Source organism: Paeniroseomonas aquatica (assembly GCF_030409335.1).
GTDB classification, from domain to species: domain Bacteria; phylum Pseudomonadota; class Alphaproteobacteria; order Acetobacterales; family Acetobacteraceae; genus Belnapia; species Belnapia aquatica.
The window spans coordinates 17,843-39,165 of the sequence record NZ_JAUFPN010000090.1; the positions used below are offsets into that span (position 1 = coordinate 17,843).

Below are 21,323 nucleotides of genomic sequence, written 5' to 3' on the forward strand. Positions count from 1 at the left end.
GGGCTTCATCCGCGGGATGGATACCGGTCATTCGCCGGATGCCTTGGCCTTCTGCCCCGAAAGCGACCATCTCCCGCTCAACACGGCCGCGGGTTGTTCCCCGACCAAGGACGTTGCACCGATGATACGCTGTGCCTTCATCCCCCTGGCCATGGTCTTCAGCCTGACCGCTTCCGAGCCCGAGGCCCCGCGCCTGGATCAGGCCGTGGCTGTCTTGGCCGAGGACGCCCCTGTCGCCAGCCTGGTCCCGGCCACCCCGGACATCCCGGCGGCCGACGACGAGGCGGCGGAGCAGGAAGCGCTCTACCGCGGCGCCCAGGCCTGGCTGGAGCAGATCGCGCCGAAGCGCCGCCGCTGGCTGCCCTGACGACCTGGCTCAATCCGCCTTGGGCGGCATCCGGATGACCCGGCGGTCCCGCATGTCGGCGATCGCATCCGCCGAGAAGCCGAGCTCGCCCAGGATCGCCTCGGTATGCTCGCCGAGCCGCGGCGCCATGCTGCGGATATTGGCCGGGGTCGCGGCGAAGCGCGTCGGCGGCTTGGCCATGCGGATGCGGCCCTCGGTCGGGTGGTCGTGCAGCGCGAACATCTCCACCGCCTTGAGGTGCGGATGCTCGGTCACCTCCTCGATCCGGGAGAAGCCGGTGGCGGGGATGTCGTGCTGCTCGCACAGCTCCAGCCATTCCGCCGTGGTCCGCCCGGCCGAGATCTCCGCCATCGCGGCATAGACCTGATCGATCTGCGCGTTGCGCTTCACCGGGTCCTCGACCGAGAGCGTCTCCACCAGGTCGGGCCGCTCGGCCATGGTGAAGAAGGCTTTCCAGTTGGCGGAGGAGTAGGGCAGCAGGGTGATGTGGCCATCCAGGGTCGGCGCCGGCTTGCGGTGCTTGAGCCGCTTGTAGCCGGCATCGCCGTTGCGCGGCTCGAAGGCGAGCCCGCCCAGGTGCTCGACGCTGAGGAAGGCGGTCAGCGTCTCCAGCATCGGCACCTCGACGAGCTGGCCCTCGCCGGTCTTCTCCCGGTGATAGAGCGCGGCCAGCACCGCCGAGAGCAGCGCCATGCCGGTGATCTTGTCGGCGATCAGGGAGGGCACGAACATCGGCTGGCCATAGGCCTCGCCGACGATGTCGGCGAAGCCGGAGGCGGCCTGGATGATCTCGTCGAAGGCCGGCTTGGCCCGGTGCGGCCCGTCCTGGCCGAAGCCCGTCGCCACCGCGAAGACCAGCCTCGGGTTCAGCGCCCGGCACTGCTCCGGCCCGAAGCCGAGCCGGGCCATCCCGGCCGGGCGGATGTTGGTCACCAGCACGTCGACGGTCGGGATCAGCCGCCGCAGCACCTCGGCGCCCTCCGGCGACTTCAGGTCGATGGCGATGGCCCGCTTGTTGCGGTTGATGCCGAGGAAGACCGAGGCCATCCCCTTGTTCCGGTAGACGCCCGAATTGCGCACGATATCGCCGGTCGGGGTCTCGACCTTGATGACCTCGGCGCCCCAGTCGCCCAGCATCTGGGTGCAGAAGGGGCCGAGCACCACCGCCGTCAGGTCCAGCACGCGCAGGCCCTTGAGCGGCCCGGTCGCCTCGATGGGCGTGGCGTCGGCGGTGTCTTGCATGGAGGCTTCCCGTTGTTCCCTTGGCCGGCAGGATAGGGGGGGAGGGGAAGGACGCAAGGGTGGGGCGCGAGGCCTCGCTTCGGGGCGCCGGAGGTCTAGCCTGCCCCCTGCGCCTGGCGCACCGCGTCCAGCACCGCCTCATGCGTCGCCAGGATCCGCCGCAGGGTGGGCTTGCCCTTGTCGCTCGCCTCGGCGATGCCCTCGTGCATCTCCTCGACCCCCGTCGTCATCTGCTCGGCCAGGCCGGAGAGCCGCTCCTGCAGCTGCTCGGTGTCGTCCTGGAGCTCGGCGGTCCAGATCGCCAGGACGCGGGCGAATTCGGCGGCGGCGCGGGCGGGTGGGACGCCCGCCTGCAGGAGCTTGATGAGGGGGGCCAGATCGGCATTCGGGGAGCGGGACATGGCTGGGAAGGTAGGGAAGCGGAGCCTGGATGGTTAGACCCCGAAGGGCGGCTTCGGGCCGGAGGCGGTCTTCCCTGTGCCGCCTCCGGCATCGTCGCGGCCCGCAGGCCTCCCCGGCCTCGCCTTGCCCCCCGGCTGCTCCGGCGCGAGACTGTGCCTGCCCGGCCACCAATGGCCGGGCAGGGAAGGGGAGCGCCCGAGCGCATGTCGATCAAGGGGAAGGCCTATGTCGCCGGTGCCTATGAGCACCCGACGCGGCTGGCCAAGGACAAGTCCGTCGCCCAGTTGCACGCGGAATCGGCGCTCGGCGCCCTGCGCGACGCCGGGCTGACCAAGGAGGACGTCGACGGCTACTTCTGCGCCGGCGACGCGCCCGGCCTCGGCCCGCTGGCCATGGCCGACTACATGAATCTCACGCTGCGCCACTAAGACAGCACCGATGTCGGCGGCTGTTCCTACATCGCCCATGTGGCGCATGCGGCCGAAGCCATCGCCGCCGGCAAGTGCTCGGTCGCGCTGATCACCCTGGCGGGGCGGCCGCGCTCGGAGGGCCATTCCGGCGCCACGCCGCGCATCCGCGGCGCCGATGCGCCGGACACGCAGTGGGAGTTCCCGCTCGGCGTCGCCACGGTGAATGCCTATGCCATGGTCGCGGCGCGGCACATGCACCAGTTCGGCACCACCTCCGAGCAGCTCGCCTGGGTGAAGGTCGCCGCCTCCCACCACGCCCAGTACAACGAGCACGCGATGCTGCGGGACGTGGTGACGGTGGAGCAGGTGGTGGGATCGCCGCTGATCGCCACGCCGCTGCACCGGCTGGACTGCTGCGTGGTCTCGGATGGCGGCGGCGCGCTGGTCGTCGTCTCGCCGGAGATCGCCCGCAGCCTCAAACGCCCGCTGGTGAAGGTCATGGGCGCGGGGGAGAGCATGAAGGGGCAGATGGGCGGCAACGTCGACCTGACCTATTCGGCCGGCGTCCGCTCGGGGCCTGCGGCCTTCGCCGAGGCGGGGGTGAAACCGTCCGACATCAAATATGCCTCGATCTACGACAGCTTCACCATCACCGTGGTGGTGCAGCTCGAGGACCTGGGCTTCTGCGAGAAGGGCCAGGGCGGCCGCTTCGTCGCCGATGGCAACCTGATCTCGGGCGTCGGCCGCCTGCCCTTCAACACCGATGGCGGCGGGCTCTGCAACAACCACCCGGCCAATCGCGGCGGCATCACCAAGGTGATCGAGGCGGTGCGGCAGCTGCGCGGCGAGGCCCACCCCAAGGTGCAGGTGCCGAACTGCGACATCGCCCTGGCGCATGGCACGGGCGGTCTGCTCGGCAGCCGGCACGGCGGCGCCACGCTGATCATGGAACGGGAGTGAAGCCGATGGCCAAGGAACGCAGCATCCCCGCGCCGATGTCCTCGCCGGAGACCGAGCCCTTCTGGGCGGCGGCGCGGCAGGGGAAATTCCTGATCAAGACATGCACCTCCTGCGGCAAGGCGCACTGGTACCCCCGCGCCTGCTGCCCGCACTGCATGAGCGAGACCACGGAATGGGTCGAGAGCCCCGGCCGCGGCACGATCTACAGCGTCAGCGTCATGAAGCGGGCGCCGGAGGTCTATGCGATCGCCTATGTGACCCTGGAGGAGGGCCCGACGATGATGACCAACATCGTCGAGTGCGACTTCGACAAGGTCGCCATCGGCGACAAGGTCCAGCTCACTTGGCGGCCGACCCAGGACGACGGCCCGCCCTACCCGGTCTTCAAGCCGGCCTGATGTCAGACGGGGCCGCGCCGCAGGGTGCGGCCCCTTCCCGAAAGGACCCCTCGTGACTCAACGTCTTTCGCGCCGTGCCGCCCTCGGCCTCGCCGCCGCATCGCTGGCAGCCGGCGCCGGCGCGCAGCCCGCCGGCCCGATCCGCATCATCGTCCCCTTCGCCGCCGGCGGCTCCACCGATGCCGTGGCGCGGCTGGTGACGCCGGGGCTGACCCAGCGCTTCGGCCAGCCGGTGGTGGTGGAGAACCGCTCCGGCGCCGCCGGCTCGATCGGCACCGATGCGGTCGCCAAGGCGGCGCCCGACGGCCTCACCTGGCTGCTCACCTTCGACAGCCACGCGACCCTGCCGGCGCTGCTGGCGAGCCTGCCCTTCAACCTGACCAAGGATCTCGATCCGGTCATGCTGATCGGCGGCGCGCCCTATGTCCTCGCCACGCGGCCGGACAAGCCCTATCGCAGCCTGACCGATCTGGTGGCGGCGGCGAAGGCGAAGCCGGACGGCGTCTCCTATGGCTCGACCGGCAACGGCACGCTCGGCCACCTCACGATGATGCTGCTGCAGGCGCGCACCGGCACCTCCATGCCGCATCTGGCCTATCGCGGCGGCGGGCTGGCGGTGAACGACACCATCGCCGGGCATATCGAGGTGATGATCGGCAGCGCCGCGCTGCTGGCGCCGCATATCAGCGGCGGCAGCCTGCGGGCCATCGGCCAGTTCGGGCCGGAGCGGCTGCCGGCGCTGAAGGATATCCCGACCGCGGAGGAATCCGGCTTCCCCGGGCTGCAGGCGGAGGCCTGGTGGGGCGTGTTCGCCCCGGCCGGCACGCCGGCGCCGCTGGTCGCCCGGATGAATGCGGCCTTGCGGGAGACGCTGAACGAGCCACGCCTCCGCCAGCAGATGGAGGAGAACCAGCAGGCCCGGCTGGTGCTGTCCGACCCGCCGGCGCTGGCCGCCTTCATCGACCAGCAGGTGGAGATCTGGGGGAAGGTGGTGCGGGACAATGCGATCCGCGCCGATTGAGGCCAGGGAGCGGATGATGCGGCTGACGGATTTCAAGGTCCTGACCTTCGACTGCTACGGCACGCTGATCGACTGGGAGAGCGGCATCTTCGCCGCCCTGCAGCCGCTGCTTGCCCGCCTTCCCGCCCCGCCCGGGCGCGATGCGGCGCTCGAGGCCTTCGGGGCGCATGAATCGCGCCAGCAGGCCGCCACCCCCGGCATGGTCTATTCCGAGCTGCTGGCGGTGGTGCACGGCCGGCTCGCGACCCTCTGGGGCGCGGCGCCGGACCCAGCGGCCGATGCCGCCTTCGGCGCCTCGGTCCCGGACTGGCCGGCCTTTCCCGATTCCGCCGAAGCGCTGGCCTATCTGAAGCAGCACTTCCGGCTGGTGATCCTCTCGAACGTCGACCGCACCGGCTTCGCCGCCAGCAACCGGCGGCTGGGCGTGGAATTCGACCTGATCTGCACCGCGCAGGATGTCGGCTCCTACAAGCCGGACCCGGCGAATTTCGACTACCTGCTGGACAAGCTGGCCGGGCTCGGCTTCGGCCGCGCGGATATCCTGCATACCGCGCAGAGCCTGTTCCACGACCATGTCCCGGCGACCGAGGCCGGGCTGGCCTGCGCCTGGATCGACCGGCGGCAAGGCCTGGCCGGCTGGGGCGCCACCCCGCCTCCGCCGAAGGAGGCCCGGATCGTCTTCCACTTCCCCGGCATGGCCGCGCTGGTCGAGGCCCACCGGGCCGAGCTGCGCGCGGAGGGGTAGCGGTCAGCCGGGGGCCGGGACCTCGTGCAAGGCGCGGCCGGTGCCGGCGAAGGCGGTGAGGTTGCCGATGGTGGTCTCGGCGATCGCCGTCAGCGCCTCGGTGGTGAAGAAGCCCTGGTGGGCGGTGATCAGCACGTTGGGGAAGGTCAGCAGCCGCGCGAAGACATCGTCCTGCAGCACCTGGCCGGACAGATCCTCGAAGAACAGCTCGCTCTCCTCCTCGTAGACATCGAGGCCGAGCAGGCCGATCGCGCCGGACTTCAGGCCCTCGATGACGGCGCGCGTGTCGACCAGGGCGCCGCGGCTGGTATTCACCAGCATGGCGCCCCGCTTCATGCGGGCCAGCGCCGCCGCGTCGATCAGGTGGCGGGTCTGCGGCGTCAGCGGGCAATGCAGGGTGACGATATCGGCCTGCGCCAGCAGCGCGCCGAGCGCGACGTAGTCGAGGCCGAGCGCCAGCCCTTCCGCCGAGGGCCAGGGATCATGCGCCAGCACCCGGCAGCCGAAGCCCTGCATGATGCGCGCGACCGCGACCCCGATGCGGCCGGTCCCGATAATGCCGACCCGGCGGCCCTTGAGGTCGAAGCCGAGCAACCCGTCGAGCGCGAAATTGCCCTCCCGCACCCGGTTGTAGGCGCGGTGGATGCGGCGGTTCAGGCCCAGGATCAGCGCCACGGTATGCTCGGCGACCGCCGCCGGCGAATAGGCCGGCACCCGCGCCACCTGGATGCCCAGGCGCCGCGCCGCGGTCAGGTCGACATTGTTGAAGCCGGCGGAGCGCAGCGCCAGCAGCCGGATGCCGAGGCCGGCCAGCACCTCCAGCACCTCGGCCGGGGCCTGGTCGTTGACGAAGGCGCAGACCGCCTCGGCGCCCTGGGCCAGCAGGGCGGTCTCGGGCGAGAGCCGCGCCTCGACGTAGCGCAGCTGGTGCCGCCCGACATTGGCGGCATCGAGGAATTGCCGGTCATAGGGCTTGGTGCTGAAGACGACGACCTGCATGGGCGTATTCCCTTCGGGGTGGCCCGTATCGAACGGCGATCAGGCCCGCCTGACATTCCACGGATAGGGCGAGGTCCCCTTCAGCACGCCGGTCAGCCCGCGATGCGCGGTGCGGATGAAGAACTGGCCGAGCGGCAGGAAGGGCACGTTCTGCCAGCTTTCCTGCTGGATCGCCTCGGCCAGCCGCCCCCGCTCGGCCTCCGTCTCCGCCAGCAGCCATTCGGCGCTCAGCGCCTCCACCCGGTCGTTCCTGTACCAGCCGAACCAGCCGCGCTCCCCGGTGCCGCGGATGGGGGCGTTGACCGCCGGGTTGATGATGGAGATGCCCGGCCACCAGGTGTGGAAGATGCTCCAGCCGCCCTTCTCCACCGGCTCCTTGCTGACGCGGCGCTGCACCAGGCTGCCCCAGTCCATCTCCTGCAGCTCGACGGTCATGCCGCAGCGGCGCAGCGCATCGGCCAGGATCTGGCCGAAGGGGCCGATGGTCGGGAAGTCGGTCGGGTTGATGATGACGACCTTCTCCCCCTTGTAGCCGGCGTCCCGCAGCATGCCGCGCACCCGCTCCGGGTCGCGCGGCCCGGCCAGGGCGTCGGATCCCGTGGTCGTCCCATAGGGCGTGCCGCAGGGCCACATGGAATGGCAGGTGCGCCAGGCCTCCGGGTCGTTGCCGGTCACCGCGCGGACGTAGTCCTCCTGGTTGATCGCGTGCAGCGCCGCGCGGCGGATGGCCGGATTGTCGAAGGGCGGGTTCAGGTGGTTGAACCGGCTGAAGCCGATGTAGCCCAGGGTATTGATGACCTCGATGGTCACGCCGCGGGTCCGCCGCAGCACCGGGATGAGGTCGGGGTTGACCTGTTCCCACCAGTCGATCTCGCCGGATTGCAGCGCGGCGGAGGCGGTGGCGCTATCCGGGATGACGGTCCATTCGATGCGGTCGAAATGCGCCACCTTGCCGCCGGCGGTGCGGCTCGGCGGCTCGCCGCGCGGCACGTAGCCGTCGTGCTTCGCATAGACCACGCGGCTGCCCGAGATGTACTCGTCGGCGACGAAGCGGTAGGGGCCGGAGCCGACCATCTCCGTCACCTGCTGGAAGGGATCGGTCTTCGCCAGGCGTTCCGGCATGATGAAGCTGGCATTGGCGAAGGGCTTGGCCAGCGCCTCCAGCAGCAGCGGGAAGGGCGACTTCAGGCGGATGCGGATGGTGCGGTCGTCCACCGCCTCGAAGGCCTCCGCCACCGCGCCGAGCGACTGGCCGAAGGTGTCGCGCCGCGCCCAGCGGGCGAGGCTGGCGGCGCAGTCGCGGGCCAGCACCGGCTCGCCGTCGTGGAAGCGCAGGCCTTCCCGCAGCCGGATGGTCCAGCTCCGCCGGTCGTCCGAGACCTGATGCCCCTCCGCCATCTGCGGCCGCACCTGCAGGTCGTCGGACAGGCCATAGAGCGTGTCGAAGATCGTCCAGCCGTGGTTCTCGGTGACCCCGGCGGTGGTCCAGATCGGGTCGAGCGAGGTGAGGTTGGCCTGCGGCACCATGCGCAGGGTGCGGGCCCGCATGTTCTGGCCGATGGCCGGCCCGGAGAGCGGCAGGGCAGGCAGGGCGGCGGCCTTGAGCAGGCTGCGTCTTTGCATGGCGGTAGCTCCCGGACGTATCCGGGACCATGCTGCCATCCTTCCGCCCGGGGTAGAAGGGATCGCGCTGCGCGGCGGTGATCAGGGATGCCCCGGGAACCGCGCCTCCGGCCGCGGCAGCCCGTAATGCCCGCGCAGCGTCTCGGCGCCGTATTCGCGGCGGAACAGCCCGCGCCGCTGCAGCAGCGGCACCACCTGCTCGATGAAGCCGCCGAGCATCGCCGGCAGCACCGGCGGCATCAGGTTGAAGCCATCGGCGGCGCCGGTGGTGAACCAGTCCTCGATCAGGTCGGCGACCTGCTCCGGCGTGCCGAGGGTGACGAAATGGCCGCGGGCGCCGGCGAGGTAGTCGAGCAATTGCCGCAGCGTCGGCGCCTCGCGCCGCACCAGCCCGACGATCACCTCGGTCCGGCTGCGCGCCGCCTGCACCGTCGCCGGGTCGGGGAAATCCTCCGGCGCCAGCGGCCGGTCGAGCGGCAGGTGGGTGAAGTCATGCCCGCCAAAGCGGCCGGACAGCCGCTGCCGCCCCACCTCCGGGTCCGAGAGGTCGCCCAGCTCGCGCCAGATCCGCTGCGCCTCCGCCTCGGTGCCGCCGATGACGGGGCAGAGGCCGGGCAGCACCAGCACCTGGTTCGCCGGCCGGCCCAGCGCCGCCGCCCGCGCCTTGAGGTCGGCGTAGAATTCCACCGCCGTCGCCTTCTCCATCTGCGCGGTGAAGACCGCCTCCGCGTGCCGCGCGGCGAAGCCCCGGCCGGTCTCGGAGGAGCCGGCCTGGACGAAGACCGGCCTGCCCTGCGGCCCGCGCGGCAGGTTGAGCGGCCCCGCGACGCGGTAGTGCGCGCCGGCGTGGTCGATGCGGCGGATGCGCCCCGGCGCGGCGTAGCGCCCCGCCGCGCGGTCATCCAGCACCGCGTCATCCGCCCAGCTGTCCCAAAGCGCGGTGACGGCCTGCATGTATTCCTCGGCCCGGGCATAGCGTCCGGCGTGGCTCGGCTGGGCCTCCTCCCCGTAGTTCCTGCCCGCCGCGGCCAGCCAGGTGGTGACGATGTTCCAGCCGACCCGGCCGCCGCTGATGTGGTCGAGCGAGGCGAATTGCCGGGCGAGGTTGTAGGGCTCGGTATAGGTGGTGGAGCAGGTGGCGATCAGCCCGATCCGCCGCGTCGCCCCGGCGATCGCCGCCAGCGCCGTCACCGGCTCCAGCCAGGCGCGCGGCGCATGGGCCACGTCGTCGCCGACCGCGAGCGTATCGGCGAGGAAGATGCTGTCGAAGAGCCCCGCCTCGGCCTGCTGCGCCAGGCCGGTGTAGTAGCGGATATCCGCCAGCCCCAGCGGCGAGGCCGCCGGATGCCGCCAGGCGGCCTCGTGGTGTCCCCGGCCATGGATGAAGAGGTTGAGGTGGAGCTGACGCATCAGCCCCATCCCGCATCCAGCGGCGCCGAGAGCGGCACGCTGGCCACCCGGATGCCGGCCGGCCGGCCCCCGGCCGTCGCGCCCTGCCAGGCGGCGGTATAGACCGCCGGCAGCGCCGGCCCGTCCGGGCAGGCCAGCCAGAGCCGGAACAGGTGGCGGCGGTCGGCGGGGTCGGGGAAGTCCTCGTAGGCCGTGCGCGAATGCATGANCGTGATCATCTCCTGTGCGCTTTTTGCCGGGAAGCGGGGATTGGCCGCGACAAGATACGGGATGTCGGTGATCAAGCCGACGGGATCGAGCGCTGTGATTGGATCGAAACCCGGCGCCGGTCCGTAAACTGGATTACTGGCGAGTGCCGTCGTTCCGAGGAGGAGGGTATAACCGTCGGGCGCGGATCGCACGGCAGCCTCCGTCCCGATATTCGTCGTGGCGCCTGCCCGGTTCTCCACGACGATTGGTTGCCTGATCCTAGCGCGGAGGAAGTCGGCGTACCGGCGCGCCACGATGTCCGTTGTGCCGCCGGGCGGGTAGGGCACGATGAGGCGGATCGATCGTGTCGGCCACTGGTCGGCCACGCCCTGCTGCGCTTGCGCCACTGTAGGCAGTCCCAGCGCACTGAGCAGGGCTGCTCGGCGTAGGAATGAGGCCATCCTACTCGGCATCGAGTGGGGCATTGAGCTTGACGCCCGGCACACGGATGCCGGCGGGCCGTCCCTTGCCTGTCGCCCCTTGCCAAGCATGCAGGTAAACGTCCGGCAACGGAGGGCCGTCATCGCAAGCGAGCCAAAGTCGCAATAGGTGACGACGCCGCTCCGGGTCGGGGAAGTCCTCGTAGGCCGTGCGCGAATGCATGATCCAGTGGTTGCTGACGAACTGCATGTCGCCGGGCCGGAAATCCATGTCGAGGTGGATCGCCGGGTCCTCGGCCAGTGCATCCAGGGCGTCGCAGGCCGCCTCCAGCGCCGGCGTGCTGCGCGGCACCTCGGGGAAGCGCTGGGCCTTGCGCATGGCGCTGCGGACGTAGGTGGCCACCAGCCCGCCATCCGGCATCGGGGTGAAGACCGGCACCGCGTACCAGGGCTCCGCCCCCTCCGGCACCTCGCCCCGCCGGTCGCGGTAGACCGGCTGCAGCAATTCCGGCAGCAGCCCCGGGTGGCGCCGCAGCATCTCGTTGTACAGGGTCCAGGCGCTGACGAGGCTCGACTTGCCGCCCGCCCTGGCCGGTTTCAGGCAGAGCAGGGCGACGATGTCCGAGCTGTCGCAGTGGTAGGGCAGCCGCGCCGCGGTCTGGTAGCCGCGGTGCTCCGGCCGGGCGTAGTCGGCGCCGATGTCCTTCACGTGTCCCAGGATATGCCCCATCGCATTCTGCGACACCGGCTCCCCCAGCAGGGTGCCGAGGCCGAAATAGGCGATGGCGCATTGGCGGATGCTCCAGCGGTGCACCGGCACGCCGCGCACCAGCAGGAAGCCGCGGCCATGCAGCACGGCCTGCCGCACCTCCTCGACCAGCGGCTGCAATTCGGGCACCTGCAGATGCTGCGGGCCGATCGCCGCGATATCGATGCCGGTCGCATCCAGCCGGGCCACGGCGGCCTCGAGCGCGGCGATCTCGGCGGGCGTCAGCGGGCGGATCCAGTCGCGCCGCGCCGCGACCTCCGGCCCGTACCAGACCTGCGGTCCCTCGACCGGTTGCAGCCTGCGTGTTGCGGCCATGGCGGCGTCTCCCCCTTTTGCCGGCGATGCTAGGAGCGCGCCGGGGGATTTGCCAGTTGGGTCAGGCCAGCAGCGCCTCGGCCTCCGCCCACAGGCGGCGGACCAGCTCGGCGGCCGGCTCGGCGGTGCCGAGGGCGGCGCCCTGCCCGGCCCAGGCCTGCATGCGGGAGACATCGCCCGCGGCCTCGGCGGCGGCGCGGACCTTGACCATGAGCGCACGCTGCACCGGATAGGGCGCGGGCGGCAGGTCGCCGGCGAAGGCCTCCGTCACCGCATTGCGCAGGCCGCGGGCGAGGCGGCCGGAGAAGCCGCGGGTCAGCACGGTATCCTCCGGCCTGGCGCTGGCCAGGGCCGCGGCATAATGCGGATTGAGCCGGGTTTCCGGGCAGCGGAGGAAGGCGGTGCCGAGCTGCGCCGCGCTCGCCCCCAGCAGCAGCGCCGCGGCGATGCCGCGCCCGTCCATGATGCCGCCGGCGGCGATGACGGGGATGCCGACCGCATCCGCCACCTGCGGCAGCAGGGCAAAGAGGCCATTGAGCTGGCCCTCGGCCGCGGCCTGGTCGTAGCTGCCGCGGTGGCCGCCGGCTTCGGCCCCTTGCGCCACCACGGCGGCGGCCCCGGCCGCCTCGGCGGCGCGGGCCTCGGCGACCGTCGTGGCGCAGCCGAACCAGGGGATGCCGGCGGCGGCGAGGCGGGCGGCGGCCTCGGGCGGGAAGACGCCCATCATGGTGGAGGCGACGGGCGGGCGGGCCTCCAGCAGCGCATCCACTTGCGCCGCGAAATCGGCGACGAAGGGGCCGGGCCCGGGCTCGGGGATGGGCTCGCCGGCCAGCCCCGCCAGGGCCTCGCGCACCCTGGCCTCATGCGCGGCGTCGCGTACCGGGGCGGGGTCGGGCATCCAGAGGTTCACCTGGAAGGCGCCGTTGCTGCGGCCGCGGAAGTCGCTGGCCCAGGCGCGGATCTGCTCCGGGCTGCTCATCAGCGCGCCGAAGCCGCCCATGCCGCCGGCGCTGGCGACGGCGGCGGCCAGGGGCGCCGGGCTGGCGCTGGCCATGGGGGCCTGCAGGATCGGGGCGCGCAGGCCGAAGCGGGCGCAGAAGGCCTCGGCACGCTGGCGCGGGGTGGTCATGCGGTGGCCTCCGTCAGGCGGGCGGGGATGGCGCCGATCGCCCGGATCCCGGCATTGGCGAAGGCGAGGCGGATGTGCCGTTCCTGGCCGGGGCCGAAGAAGGGGCCGGGCAGGCCGAGCAGCCCGCGCTCGGCCGCCAGGGTCTCGGCGACCTCCATGGCATCCGGGCCGTCCTCGGGCACGCGGAGGTAGCCGAAATAGGCGCCCAGCGCGTCCAGCCGCCAGCCCGGCAGCTGGGCGGCGGCGCGGCGGAAGGCCACGCCGCGCTCGGCCATGATGGCGCGGTTGCCCGCCCGCCACTCGCCCAGCGCCGGGATGGCCCAGGTGAGCGCGGCCTGGGCGGCGCGGGGCGGGCAGATCTGCTGGGTATCCAGCGCCTTCAGCAGCTCCGCCCGGAAGCCCGGGCCGCAGGCGATGGCGCCGACCCGGTGGCCCGGGATGCAATAGGCCTTGGAGAAGCTGTAGAGGTGGATCAGCCCGTCGCGCCAGGCCGGGTCCTGGAACAGCGCATGCGGCGGCGAGGACTCCGCGGGCAGGAAGTCCCGGTAGGTCTCGTCCAGCACCAGCCAGGCGCCGTACTGCCGGCAGAGCGCGGCGCAGCGGGCGATGACGGCCGCGGGATAGACCGCGCCAGTCGGGTTGTTCGGGCTGACCAGCACCAGGGCGCGGGCGCCCTCGCGCAGCGCGGCTTCGACGCGGTCGGGATCGGGGACGAAGCCGTCCTCGGCGCGGCAGGGCAGCGGCAGCACCGGGATGCCGGCCATCTCCAGCGCCATGCGGTGGTTGAAGTACCAGGGCGTCGGCAGGATCACCCGCTCGCCTTGGCCCGCCAGCACCGTCATCACCATCGAGAAGGCGAGGTTGCAGCCGGCGGTGATGGCGAGATCAGGCGCGGCGATGGGTGCGCCGTAGAAGCCGGCCATGTCCCCGGCCAGCGCCTCCCGCAGGGCGAGGTCGCCGTCGATCGGGCCGTAGCCGGCCGCGGCGCGGCTGCCCGCCATCTCGGCCAGCATCGCCAGCAGGTCCGGGTGCGGCGGATAGCCCGGCACCGCCTGGGTCAGGTCGATCAGCGGCCCGGCCTGGCCGGCATAGCGCGCCGCCCAGCCGCGGGCCGTCGGGATGGCCGGGGCGGCGGTGGCGCGGATGCGCGGCGAGAGCGGCAGCATCGCCGCTAGCTGCCGACCTTCAGCGTGCTGGTGAGGCCCCGCAGGCAGGCGAGGATGGAAAGCGGCGTGATCCTGCCGGTGCGGGGGTTCTCCTCGCTCGGGACATTCTCGATGGTCATGGTCAACCGGGCGCTGGCGGCCTCGACCCGGATGGTATGGGTGTTGCGGGTCACCCCCGGGTCGCCCCAGATCTCGACCATGGTGCGCTCCGGCCCGATGCCGGCCAGCGCCAGGGCGGCGGCGACGTTGACATTGGCCGGGAAGCCGCGCGCCGCGTCGAAGGCATTGCCCTTGAAGACCAGCCTGGCGGTGGTGATGCCGAGCACGTCGATGCCGTTCTCGATGAGGTAGGGCGCGCCCTCCAGGCCGCGCGGCGGCTTGCGGGTCTCGATGGTGACGCTGGCGACCTCGCCCTCGGCGGCGGCACGGACCGCATCCAGCCCGAGCAGGGCGCCGGTCGGGACGATGATGCGGGCGCCGGTCTCCCGCGCCCGGGCGATGAGGTGCATGCGCGGCAGCAGGGCGCCGACCGAGGAGGGGACGAAGATGCGGCCGCGGCCGATGGCGGCCTCGGCGATCTCCTCGAAGACCGCGGCGGGGGCGGCCTCGACGATGACATCCGCGTGATCCGCCAGCTGTGCCAGCGAGACGAGGGCGGGCCTGGAGCGGAAGCCGGCGATGGTCCGGCGGGCCTTGTCCTGGTCCCGGGCGGCGACGGCGGTGAGGCGCAATCCCTCAACTCCTGCGTCCAGGGCTCGGGCGAGATGCGCGCCGATGGCGCCAAGCCCGCCGATGGCGACGGTGAGTGTTGCGGCCATGGGACTGTCTCCTGCCAGCTGTCCTGGGGATGTAACCGATGCCTGTCGGGAGGGGAACCTTGGGCCATGCAGCGCTTTAAGCGCAACGACCAGCCGAGATGCGGGTCCGAAACAGACCAAGGAGCCAGTCCATGACCGTTAGCCCCCTGCTGCGCGGCCTCGCCGCTGCCGCGGTGCTGACCACGCTCGCCGCCTGTGACAGCACGCGCGACGGCACCCGCGGCAACCCGCCGAGCACGGCGACCCAGCGGGCCTATGACCGGGCCACTGGCAGCCCGGCGACCCCGGCCGACGGCACCCGCGGCAACCCGAGCGGCACCGCCGCCGAGCGCGCCCTCGACCGCGCCGCCGGCACCGACACCTCGGGCGCCTATCCGTCGCAGCGCGACGGCACCCGCGGCAATCCGCCGGGCACGGCCGCGGAGCGGGCCTATGACCGCGCCACCGGCTCGAACACCTCGGGCGCCAATCCGGCCCGGCGGTAGGAAAGGGCTGGGGGTCGCGGCACGCCGCGGCCCCCGGGCTTGCCTCAGACCACCGGGCTCCGCCCGCCGTCCACGTTGATGGCCGTGCCGGCGATGTAGCCGCCGCCCTCGCTGCACAGGAACAGCGCCATCGCGGCGAATTCCTCCGGGCGGCCGTAGCGGCCCATCGGCAGCGCCGCGCCCAGCTTGCCCAGCCATTCCTCGTAGCTCTCGTTGGTCTTGCTCGCCGCATGGCGGCGGCGGTGCTGGTCACTGTCGATCAGCCCGACCAGCATGGCATTGACCAGGATGTTGTGCTTCGCACCCTCGTTGGCCTGGACCTTGGTCAGGGCCATGCCGGCGGCGCGGGAGACGGCGGTGGGTGCCCCCTCGGCCGGCGGCGCCTTGGCGCCGGTGTTCAGCACGTTGATGATGCGGCCCCAGCGGCGGGACTGCATCCCCGGCCAGACCAGGCGTCCCAGCCGGATGGCGGCGAAGAGCTTCAGGTCCAGGTCGTTCTGCCAGAGCGCGTCGGTCACCTCGAGGAAGGGGCCGCGCTGGCTGGTGCCGGCGTTGTTGATGAGGATGTCGACCTTGCCGAGCTTGGCCTCCGCCTCGGCGAAGGCCGCCTCGCAGCCCGCGGCGGTGCCGATGTCGGCGCTGATGGCAGCGACCTGGGCGCCCGGCGTCGCGGCCTTGATCCCGGCTTCCGCCGCGGCCAGGGATTCGGCGCCGCGGGCGACGATGGCGACCGCCCCGCCGGCCGCGGCGAAGGCCTGCGCCATGGCCAGGCCGAGGCCCTTCGACCCGCCGGTGATGAGCGCGACGCGCCCGGCGACTGATAATTGCATGGATGCTTCCCCCGATGATTTGGTCGGGCCGCATCCTGCCGCGGGCGGATCAAAGGGGAAAGGGAGGGGATGGGGCGACCTACGGGGCTCGAACCCGTGACATTCGGCACCACAAGCCGACGCTCTGCCAGCTGAGCTAAGGCCGCCACACGAACCCGCCGCGGTCTGGCACCGCTGCGGGGGGAGGGAATACGGCTAGCCGGCGGCTGCCGTCAACTGCCGGCCGCCACGCGCCTCCACCCAGATGCGCATCCGCTCCAGGGCGGCGTCGATGATGGCGTCCCCCTTGCAGAAGGCGAAGCGGGCATAGTGGCCGGGGGCATCCTCGGAGGCATAGAAGGCGGTGACCGGGATGGCGGTCACCTTGGCCTCCTCGGTCAGCGCCCGGCAGAAGGCGACGTCGTCGCCGTTGAAGCCCAAAGGCCGGAAATCCGTGGTGATGAAGTAGCTGCCCTGGGTCGGCAGCACCCCGAAGCCGAGCTCGGCCAAGCCCTTCGCCAGGCGGTCCCGCTTGGCCTCCAGCGTGGCGGAGAGTCCGGCGAAGTAGCTGTCCTCCTTCATCAGCCCGACCGCCACGCCGCGCTGCAGGTTGGGCGGGGTGGTGAAGGTCAGGTTCTGGTGCGCCTTGGCGACGTTGCCGGCCAATGAGCGGTCGCAGGTGATGTAGCCGACCTTCCAGCCGGTCAGGCTGAAGGTCTTGCCGGCCGAGCCGATCCGCATGCAGCGCTCGCGCATGCCCGGCAGGGTCATCAGCGGGATGTGCTTCCAGCCGTCGAAGGTCAGATGCTCATAGACCTCGTCGCAGATCGCGTAGCAGTCGTGCTTGGCGACGAGGTCGGCGATGAAGGCCAGCTCGGCGGCGGTGAAGACCTTGCCGGTCGGGTTCATCGGGGAATTGAACAGGATGGCCTTGGTCTTCGGGCCGAAGGCGGCGGCCAGCTCGGCCCGCGGCAGCGCCCAATTGGGCGGGCTGAGCCGGACCAGGCGGGGGATCGCGCCCAGCAGCTTCACCACCGGCAGGTAGGTGTCGTAGAGCGGCTCGATCAGCACGCATTCGTCGCCGGGGTTGAGCACGGCCATCAGGCAGGCGGTGATCGCCTCGGTGGCGCCGGAGGTGACGATGACCTCGCCATTGGGGTCGGCCTCGATCCCGTAGAAGCGCCTGTTGTGGCTGGAGACGGCCTGGCGCAGCTCCGGCAGCCCGGTCATCGGCGGGTACTGGTTGCGGTTGTCCTTCAGGGCGGCGGCGGCGGCCTCGACCACATCGGCGGGCCCTTCGTAGTCGGGGAAGCCCTGGCCGAGGTTGATGGCATCATGCTGGACCGCGAGCGCGCTCATCACCGTGAAGATGGTGGTGCCGGTGGCGGATAGCAGATCGTTCTGGGGCTTCATCCGCCCAAACCCTTCCAAGTCAATGGGATGGCCGGGCGTCGCCGCGCGGCCTGGCCCCATCATACGCATCGGCGCCCGCCCGGCTACAGCCGAGGGCCGGGGAGGCCAGACGGCGTTTGCCCGTTTTGTGGGCGATCTGCCGGCAGGGCAGGCGCTGCCCGCATGAAAACCTCGGGAATCCCGGGGCGGGGCCGATTGAACCGGTGGCACGGGGCGTGCAAAACACCCCCGGGACGGCGATGGCGCAACGGGTGCCCGCCGAGGGAAGCGTCAGGCCGGAAGCCAAATCGGACATCAGTGCAGGATCGGAGCCCCTCGCGGGATCGGGCCATGGCAGGATCGACCGGGTGGGGACCAACACGCTGGAACGCAAAGCGGAGCCGATGAAAAAGATCGAGGCCATCATCAAGCCCTTCAAGCTCGACGAAGTGAAGGATGCCCTGCACGAGATAGGGCTGCAGGGGCTCACCGTCGTCGAGGCGAAGGGCTTCGGGCGCCAGAAGGGCCATACGGAACTCTACCGCGGGGCCGAGTACGTCGTCGATTTCCTGCCGAAGGTGAAGATCGAGGTGGTCTGCAGCGATGACCTGGTGGACCGCGCCGTGGAGGCGATCTCGCAGGCGGCCCGCACCGGCCGGATCGGCGACGGCAAGATCTTCATCTCGGAGATCCAGGAAGTGATCCGCATCCGCACCGGCGAACGGGGCGACGACGCGGTCTAGCGGCCGGGATTCGCTTTTCCGGATTTCAGCGAAACCCGGAATGGTGCATCACGAGACAGGATAAGCCGCGGCCGGCTTGCACCCACGGCCGGCGGTCTGAAGCCCGATCGTCGCGCAGCCCCGGAGTACGGGGCGACGCGCCGGTCGGGTCGCGCCACGGGCCATGGGGGCCGTGGCGCGGCAGGGGGCATCGTGGGGGTCCCGCAAGGGGCTCCGGGACCAACCAAGGGTACAGGATACAAGCGCATGTCGGACAAGGCAGCCGCCGTCTCCAAGGTCATGGAGATGATCAAGGAGCACAGCGTCGAGTACGTGGACTTCCGCTTCACCGACCCGAAGGGCAAGTGGCAGCACACCGCGCAGCACGTCTCGACCGTGGACGAGGATAATTTCGTCGACGGCATCATGTTCGACGGCTCCTCCATCGCCGGCTGGAAGGCGATCAACGAGTCCGACATGATCCTCATGCCGGATCCCGAGACGGCCACGATGGACCCGTTCTCGGCCAAGCCGCAGCTGATCCTGATCTGCGACATCATCGAGCCCTCGACCGGCCAGTTCTACGCCCGCGACCCGCGCGCGACCGCCAAGCTGGCCGAGGCCTATGTCGCCTCCTCCGGCGTCGGCGACACCGTGCTGGTGGGCGCCGAGGCCGAGTTCTTCATCTTTGACAGCGTGAAGTTCGGCACCGGCGGCAACTTCGGCACCTACCAGCTCGACAGCGTCGAGGGCCCCGGCTCCTCCCTGAAGGACTACCCCGAGGGCAACATGGGCCACCGCCCCGGCGTCAAGGGCGGCTACTTCCCGGTGGCGCCGGTCGATGGCGATGCCGACCTGCGCGCCGAGATGCTCTCGACCATGATCGAGATGGGCCTGCCGGGCGAGAAGCACCACCATGAGGTGGCGCAGTCGCAGCATGAGCTGGGCACCCGCTTCGGCAAGCTGACGACGATGGCCGACCAGATGCAGATCTACAAGTACTGCGTCCACAACGTCGCCCACAGCTACGGCAAGACCGCGACCTTCATGCCGAAGCCGATCTACGGCGACAACGGCTCCGGCATGCACACCCATCTTTCCATCTGGAAGGAAGGCAAGCCGATGTTCGCGGGCAACGGCTACGCCGACCTGTCCGAGATGTGCATCTACGCCATCGGCGGCATCATCAAGCACGCCAAGGCGGTGAATGCCTTCACCAACCCCTCGACCAACAGCTACAAGCGGCTGATCCCGGGCTTCGAGGCCCCCGTGCTGCTGGCCTATTCGGCCCGCAACCGGTCGGCCTCCTGCCGCATCCCCTACACCACCAGCCCGAAGGCCAAGCGGGTCGAGGTGCGGTTCCCGGACCCCTCCGCGAACCCCTATCTCGCCTATGCGGCGCTGACCATGGCGGCGATGGACGGGATCAAGAACAAGATCCACCCCGGCGACCCCATGGACAAGGACCTGTACGACCTGCCCCCCGAGGAGCTGAAGGGCATCCCGACGGTCTGCGGCTCGCTCCGCGAGGCGCTCGGCGCGCTGGCCGCCGACCACGACTTCCTGCTCGAGGGCGGCGTCTTCTCGAAGGACCAGATCGAGAGCTACATCGAGCTGAAGTGGGCCGACGTCTACCGCTTCGAGCACACCCCGCACCCGGTCGAGTTCGAGATGTACTACTCGGTCTGATCGGCCAAGGCCGGCCCCCGCGGGGGCCGGCGACCCTGTTGCGACCAGGAGCCGGGCCGGGTTGGCGACAACCCGGCCCGGCTTTCGTCCGGGCGGCGGAGATGAGGCATGGCGCAGCGACGGGACTACGGCGGGGTGATCGGGATTCTCGTCATCCTCGCCGTGCTGGTCGGCGGGTATTTCCTGTTCCCCGCCGTGCAGCGGGCGATGTCCTACCAGGATTGCATCGCCTCGGGCCGGGTCACCGGCTGCTGAGCCCCGGCCAGCCGCCGCGGGGCTGGTTCCGGCCCGGAAGGATGCCTATCTCGCCGGTGACGCCGTAGCCCGGCCGGGGGAAAGCCATGACCGACGCCACCCAGATCCTCTGCACCGAATGCGACGCCATCAACCGGGTGCCGACCGCCAGGCTGGGCGACGGGCCGCGCTGCGGCGTCTGCAAATTCCCGCTGTTCTCGGGCAAGCCGGTCGCGCTGGATGAGGCGCGCTTCCGCCGGCACCTGAAGCTCAGCGGCATCCCGCTGCTGGTGGACTTCTGGGCCTCCTGGTGCGGGCCCTGCCGCACCATGGCGCCGGAATTCGCCGCCGCCGCGGCCATGCTGGAGCCGGGGATGCGGCTGGTGAAACTCTCCACCGAGGAAGCCCCGGCCGTCGCGCAGGAGTTCCGCATCAGCAGCATCCCGACCCTGGCGCTGTTCGCGGGCGGGGCCGAGCGGGCGCGGCAAAGCGGCGTCATGCCGGCGCGGCAGATCGCCGACTGGGCGCGCCGCGCGGTCTGAGCCGCCGGCTCAGTCGAGCTTCAGGTCGATGCGGCGGAGCAGCGCCTCGATGGTGCCGACGCCGGCCTGCAGCTGGCCGCGGAAGGCCTCCGGTGAGGCCGGGGCGGGCGGCACGCCCTGGGCGATCAGCCAGTCCCGCAGGGCGGGATCGCCGATGATGCGGGTGATCTCGGCATTCAGCCGGGCGATGATGGCGGCCGGGGTGCCGCCCGGGGCGAAGATGCCCAGGCCCTCCTGCAGCCAGATGCCGGGCAGCCCGGCCTCGGCCAGCGTGGGGACCTCGGGCAGCCCGGCGTAGCGTTCGTCGCCGGCGACCGCGAGCGGGCGGAGCGTGCCGGCCTCGACATGCGGCCTGGCCAGGGACCATGAGGCGAACATGCCATCCAGCCGCCCGGCCAGCAGCTCCGGCACCGCCTGGCCGCCGCCGCGGAAGGGGATGTGCGTCATGGCCACCCCGGCGGCGGCGTTCATCTGCTCGAGCCCCAGGTGGAAGGAGCTGCCGACGCCGATGCTGGCGAAATTCATCTGGCCCGGCCTAGCCCGGGCATGGGCGAGGAATTCCTGCAGCGTCCGCACCGGCAGCGAAGGCCGGGTGAGCAGCAGCACGGTCAGCGCGCCGACCGGGGCGACCGGCGCCAGGTCGCGCTGCGGGTCGAAGTCGAGCGGGCTGCGCGCGGCGGCGGCGATGACCAGCCCGGCGGTGGCGCAGAACAGCAGGCTGTGGCCATCCGGCTGAGCCTTGGCGACGAGGGAGGCGGCGATGTTGCCGCCGGCGCCGCCGCGGTTGTCCACCACCACCGGCCGGCCGAGGCCGGCGGTCAGCCGTTCGGCGATGCGGCGGGCGATGGTGTCGGTGCTGGCGCCGGGCGGGAAGCAGACGGTGATGGTCACCGGGCGGCTCGGGTAGTCCTGCGCCCCGGCCGGGGCCGCCAGGCCCAGGACCGCGGCCAGCAGCGCGCCGCAGGCATGCTTCCACGCGGTCATGCGGTGTCCTCCCCGGGGCGGGAGCCTAGGGTCTGTGACCGGACTGTCTGGCTAACCGGTCTG

Annotated in this window: 23 protein-coding genes, 1 tRNA gene and 2 pseudogenes; 11 read left to right on the forward strand and 15 right to left on the reverse strand. The window is 71.4% G+C overall.

Translation table 11 applies throughout. The features are described 5' to 3' along the window. Positions 1-121: 121 nt before the first annotated feature. Positions 122-367, forward strand: a complete 246-nt coding sequence (locus QWZ14_RS08570) for a hypothetical protein (protein WP_290316217.1) — start codon at positions 122-124, stop codon at positions 365-367. Between the two features lie 9 nt (positions 368-376). Here the strand turns inward: QWZ14_RS08570 and QWZ14_RS08575 are convergent, their stop codons facing one another. Then, positions 377-1,609, reverse strand: coding sequence for a CaiB/BaiF CoA transferase family protein (locus QWZ14_RS08575; protein WP_290316218.1), 1,233 nt, complete (start codon positions 1,607-1,609; stop codon positions 377-379). A 95-nt stretch (positions 1,610-1,704) separates the two neighbouring features. After that, positions 1,705-2,010 carry a hypothetical protein gene (locus QWZ14_RS08580; RefSeq protein ID WP_290316219.1) on the reverse strand — a complete coding sequence of 102 codons (306 nt, stop codon included), beginning with the start codon at positions 2,008-2,010 and terminating at the stop codon, positions 1,705-1,707. A 204-nt stretch (positions 2,011-2,214) separates the two neighbouring features. Here QWZ14_RS08580 and QWZ14_RS08585 point away from each other — a divergent pair, with 204 nt between their 5' ends. The 5 genes and pseudogenes from QWZ14_RS08585 to QWZ14_RS08605 all read left to right on the forward strand — a co-directional run bounded on the left by QWZ14_RS08585 (position 2,215) and on the right by QWZ14_RS08605 (position 5,545). Beyond that, on the forward strand, positions 2,215-2,439 hold the full coding sequence (locus QWZ14_RS08585) for a hypothetical protein (RefSeq protein ID WP_290316220.1): 225 nt from the start codon (positions 2,215-2,217) through the stop codon (positions 2,437-2,439). 12 nt (positions 2,440-2,451) lie between these two features. Beyond that, positions 2,452-3,381: pseudogene (locus QWZ14_RS08590) on the forward strand (thiolase domain-containing protein); the annotation flags it as partial. Between the two features lie 5 nt (positions 3,382-3,386). Further along, a complete protein-coding gene (locus QWZ14_RS08595) occupies positions 3,387-3,779 on the forward strand; it encodes a Zn-ribbon domain-containing OB-fold protein (RefSeq protein ID WP_290316221.1) in 393 nt (130 codons plus the stop codon). Positions 3,780-3,831: 52 nt separating this feature from the next. Beyond that, positions 3,832-4,800, forward strand: a complete 969-nt coding sequence (locus QWZ14_RS08600) for a tripartite tricarboxylate transporter substrate binding protein (RefSeq protein WP_290316222.1) — start codon at positions 3,832-3,834, stop codon at positions 4,798-4,800. 16 nt (positions 4,801-4,816) lie between these two features. Next, complete coding sequence (locus QWZ14_RS08605; protein ID WP_290316223.1) at positions 4,817-5,545, forward strand: haloacid dehalogenase type II; 729 nt, start codon at positions 4,817-4,819, stop codon at positions 5,543-5,545. Positions 5,546-5,548: 3 nt separating this feature from the next. Here the strand turns inward: QWZ14_RS08605 and QWZ14_RS08610 are convergent, their stop codons facing one another. The 9 genes and pseudogenes from QWZ14_RS08610 to QWZ14_RS08645 all read right to left on the reverse strand — a co-directional run bounded on the left by QWZ14_RS08610 (position 5,549) and on the right by QWZ14_RS08645 (position 14,403). After that, positions 5,549-6,544, reverse strand: a complete 996-nt coding sequence (locus QWZ14_RS08610) for a 2-hydroxyacid dehydrogenase (protein WP_290316224.1) — start codon at positions 6,542-6,544, stop codon at positions 5,549-5,551. A gap of 39 nt (positions 6,545-6,583) precedes the next feature. Then, positions 6,584-8,167, reverse strand: coding sequence for an ABC transporter substrate-binding protein (locus tag QWZ14_RS08615; protein ID WP_290316225.1), 1,584 nt, complete (start codon positions 8,165-8,167; stop codon positions 6,584-6,586). Positions 8,168-8,248: 81 nt separating this feature from the next. Then, positions 8,249-9,577 carry an LLM class flavin-dependent oxidoreductase gene (locus tag QWZ14_RS08620; protein WP_290316226.1) on the reverse strand — a complete coding sequence of 443 codons (1,329 nt, stop codon included), beginning with the start codon at positions 9,575-9,577 and terminating at the stop codon, positions 8,249-8,251. Then, positions 9,577-9,783, reverse strand: coding sequence for a hypothetical protein (locus tag QWZ14_RS08625; RefSeq protein ID WP_290316227.1), 207 nt, complete (start codon positions 9,781-9,783; stop codon positions 9,577-9,579). Before QWZ14_RS08625 ends, QWZ14_RS08620 begins: the two co-directional genes overlap by 1 nt. A gap of 6 nt (positions 9,784-9,789) precedes the next feature. After that, a pseudogene (locus QWZ14_RS31955) lies at positions 9,790-10,317 on the reverse strand (Bug family tripartite tricarboxylate transporter substrate binding protein); the annotation flags it as partial. Beyond that, a complete protein-coding gene (locus tag QWZ14_RS08630; RefSeq protein WP_290316228.1) occupies positions 10,229-11,290 on the reverse strand; it encodes a TauD/TfdA family dioxygenase in 1,062 nt (353 codons plus the stop codon). The gene QWZ14_RS08630 and the pseudogene QWZ14_RS31955, both read right to left, overlap by 89 nt. Before the next feature lie 61 nt (positions 11,291-11,351). Next, the gene (locus QWZ14_RS08635) at positions 11,352-12,419 is read right to left on the reverse strand and encodes an NAD(P)H-dependent flavin oxidoreductase (protein WP_290316229.1); all 1,068 of its coding nucleotides are present in this window, start codon (positions 12,417-12,419) and stop codon (positions 11,352-11,354) included. Next, positions 12,416-13,585, reverse strand: coding sequence for an aminotransferase (locus QWZ14_RS08640; RefSeq protein WP_290316230.1), 1,170 nt, complete (start codon positions 13,583-13,585; stop codon positions 12,416-12,418). The genes QWZ14_RS08635 and QWZ14_RS08640 overlap by 4 nt, the downstream gene beginning before the upstream one ends. A 5-nt stretch (positions 13,586-13,590) precedes the next feature. Further along, entirely contained in the window at positions 13,591-14,403 is an 813-nt protein-coding gene (locus QWZ14_RS08645) for an aspartate dehydrogenase (RefSeq protein ID WP_290316231.1), read from the reverse strand. Positions 14,404-14,534: 131 nt separating this feature from the next. On the opposite strand from QWZ14_RS08645, the gene QWZ14_RS08650 reads away from it, so the two are divergent. Then, entirely contained in the window at positions 14,535-14,888 is a 354-nt protein-coding gene (locus tag QWZ14_RS08650) for a hypothetical protein (RefSeq protein WP_290316232.1), read from the forward strand. Between the two features lie 44 nt (positions 14,889-14,932). Here QWZ14_RS08650 and QWZ14_RS08655 read toward each other — a convergent pair whose 3' ends face one another. The 3 genes from QWZ14_RS08655 to QWZ14_RS08665 all read right to left on the reverse strand — a co-directional run bounded on the left by QWZ14_RS08655 (position 14,933) and on the right by QWZ14_RS08665 (position 17,110). Further along, positions 14,933-15,718 (reverse strand): SDR family oxidoreductase, encoded by a 786-nt coding sequence (locus QWZ14_RS08655; RefSeq protein WP_290316233.1) that lies wholly within the window; start codon positions 15,716-15,718, stop codon positions 14,933-14,935. A 70-nt stretch (positions 15,719-15,788) separates the two neighbouring features. Next, positions 15,789-15,864, reverse strand: a tRNA-His gene (locus QWZ14_RS08660). A gap of 49 nt (positions 15,865-15,913) precedes the next feature. Beyond that, entirely contained in the window at positions 15,914-17,110 is a 1,197-nt protein-coding gene (locus QWZ14_RS08665) for an aminotransferase (RefSeq protein ID WP_290316234.1), read from the reverse strand. Positions 17,111-17,493: 383 nt separating this feature from the next. On the opposite strand from QWZ14_RS08665, the gene QWZ14_RS08670 reads away from it, so the two are divergent. The 4 genes from QWZ14_RS08670 to QWZ14_RS08685 all read left to right on the forward strand — a co-directional run bounded on the left by QWZ14_RS08670 (position 17,494) and on the right by QWZ14_RS08685 (position 20,276). After that, positions 17,494-17,832 carry a P-II family nitrogen regulator gene (locus QWZ14_RS08670; RefSeq protein ID WP_290316240.1) on the forward strand — a complete coding sequence of 113 codons (339 nt, stop codon included), beginning with the start codon at positions 17,494-17,496 and terminating at the stop codon, positions 17,830-17,832. Positions 17,833-18,078: 246 nt separating this feature from the next. Further along, entirely contained in the window at positions 18,079-19,500 is a 1,422-nt protein-coding gene (glnA, locus tag QWZ14_RS08675; protein ID WP_290316235.1) for a type I glutamate--ammonia ligase, read from the forward strand. Positions 19,501-19,608: 108 nt separating this feature from the next. Beyond that, entirely contained in the window at positions 19,609-19,755 is a 147-nt protein-coding gene (locus QWZ14_RS08680) for a hypothetical protein (RefSeq protein ID WP_290316236.1), read from the forward strand. 86 nt (positions 19,756-19,841) lie between these two features. Continuing rightward, a complete protein-coding gene (locus tag QWZ14_RS08685; protein WP_290316237.1) occupies positions 19,842-20,276 on the forward strand; it encodes a thioredoxin domain-containing protein in 435 nt (144 codons plus the stop codon). Positions 20,277-20,285: 9 nt separating this feature from the next. Here QWZ14_RS08685 and QWZ14_RS08690 read toward each other — a convergent pair whose 3' ends face one another. Further along, entirely contained in the window at positions 20,286-21,260 is a 975-nt protein-coding gene (locus QWZ14_RS08690; protein WP_290316238.1) for a Bug family tripartite tricarboxylate transporter substrate binding protein, read from the reverse strand. Between the last annotated feature and the right edge of the window lie 63 nt (positions 21,261-21,323).

Excerpts from the sequence above, each read along its gene's own strand:
- QWZ14_RS08570 (WP_290316217.1), top strand. The coding sequence starts at position 122 with ATGATACGCTGTGCCTTCATCCCCCTGGCCATGGTCTTCAGCCTGACC.
- QWZ14_RS08575 (WP_290316218.1), bottom strand. The coding sequence starts at position 1,609 with ATGCAAGACACCGCCGACGCCACGCCCATCGAGGCGACCGGGCCGCTC.
- QWZ14_RS08580 (WP_290316219.1), bottom strand. The coding sequence starts at position 2,010 with ATGTCCCGCTCCCCGAATGCCGATCTGGCCCCCCTCATCAAGCTCCTG.
- QWZ14_RS08585 (WP_290316220.1), top strand. The coding sequence starts at position 2,215 with ATGTCGATCAAGGGGAAGGCCTATGTCGCCGGTGCCTATGAGCACCCG.
- QWZ14_RS08595 (WP_290316221.1), top strand. The coding sequence starts at position 3,387 with ATGGCCAAGGAACGCAGCATCCCCGCGCCGATGTCCTCGCCGGAGACC.
- QWZ14_RS08605 (WP_290316223.1), top strand. The coding sequence starts at position 4,817 with ATGCGGCTGACGGATTTCAAGGTCCTGACCTTCGACTGCTACGGCACG.
- QWZ14_RS08610 (WP_290316224.1), bottom strand. The coding sequence starts at position 6,544 with ATGCAGGTCGTCGTCTTCAGCACCAAGCCCTATGACCGGCAATTCCTC.
- QWZ14_RS08615 (WP_290316225.1), bottom strand. The coding sequence starts at position 8,167 with ATGCAAAGACGCAGCCTGCTCAAGGCCGCCGCCCTGCCTGCCCTGCCG.
- QWZ14_RS08620 (WP_290316226.1), bottom strand. The coding sequence starts at position 9,577 with ATGCGTCAGCTCCACCTCAACCTCTTCATCCATGGCCGGGGACACCAC.
- QWZ14_RS08625 (WP_290316227.1), bottom strand. The coding sequence starts at position 9,783 with ATGCATTCGCGCACGGCCTACGAGGACTTCCCCGACCCCGCCGACCGC.
- QWZ14_RS08630 (WP_290316228.1), bottom strand. The coding sequence starts at position 11,290 with ATGGCCGCAACACGCAGGCTGCAACCGGTCGAGGGACCGCAGGTCTGG.
- QWZ14_RS08635 (WP_290316229.1), bottom strand. The coding sequence starts at position 12,419 with ATGACCACCCCGCGCCAGCGTGCCGAGGCCTTCTGCGCCCGCTTCGGC.
- QWZ14_RS08640 (WP_290316230.1), bottom strand. The coding sequence starts at position 13,585 with ATGCTGCCGCTCTCGCCGCGCATCCGCGCCACCGCCGCCCCGGCCATC.
- QWZ14_RS08645 (WP_290316231.1), bottom strand. The coding sequence starts at position 14,403 with ATGGCCGCAACACTCACCGTCGCCATCGGCGGGCTTGGCGCCATCGGC.
- QWZ14_RS08650 (WP_290316232.1), top strand. The coding sequence starts at position 14,535 with ATGACCGTTAGCCCCCTGCTGCGCGGCCTCGCCGCTGCCGCGGTGCTG.
- QWZ14_RS08655 (WP_290316233.1), bottom strand. The coding sequence starts at position 15,718 with ATGCAATTATCAGTCGCCGGGCGCGTCGCGCTCATCACCGGCGGGTCG.
- QWZ14_RS08665 (WP_290316234.1), bottom strand. The coding sequence starts at position 17,110 with ATGAAGCCCCAGAACGATCTGCTATCCGCCACCGGCACCACCATCTTC.
- QWZ14_RS08670 (WP_290316240.1), top strand. The coding sequence starts at position 17,494 with ATGAAAAAGATCGAGGCCATCATCAAGCCCTTCAAGCTCGACGAAGTG.
- glnA (WP_290316235.1), top strand. The coding sequence starts at position 18,079 with ATGTCGGACAAGGCAGCCGCCGTCTCCAAGGTCATGGAGATGATCAAG.
- QWZ14_RS08680 (WP_290316236.1), top strand. The coding sequence starts at position 19,609 with ATGGCGCAGCGACGGGACTACGGCGGGGTGATCGGGATTCTCGTCATC.
- QWZ14_RS08685 (WP_290316237.1), top strand. The coding sequence starts at position 19,842 with ATGACCGACGCCACCCAGATCCTCTGCACCGAATGCGACGCCATCAAC.
- QWZ14_RS08690 (WP_290316238.1), bottom strand. The coding sequence starts at position 21,260 with ATGACCGCGTGGAAGCATGCCTGCGGCGCGCTGCTGGCCGCGGTCCTG.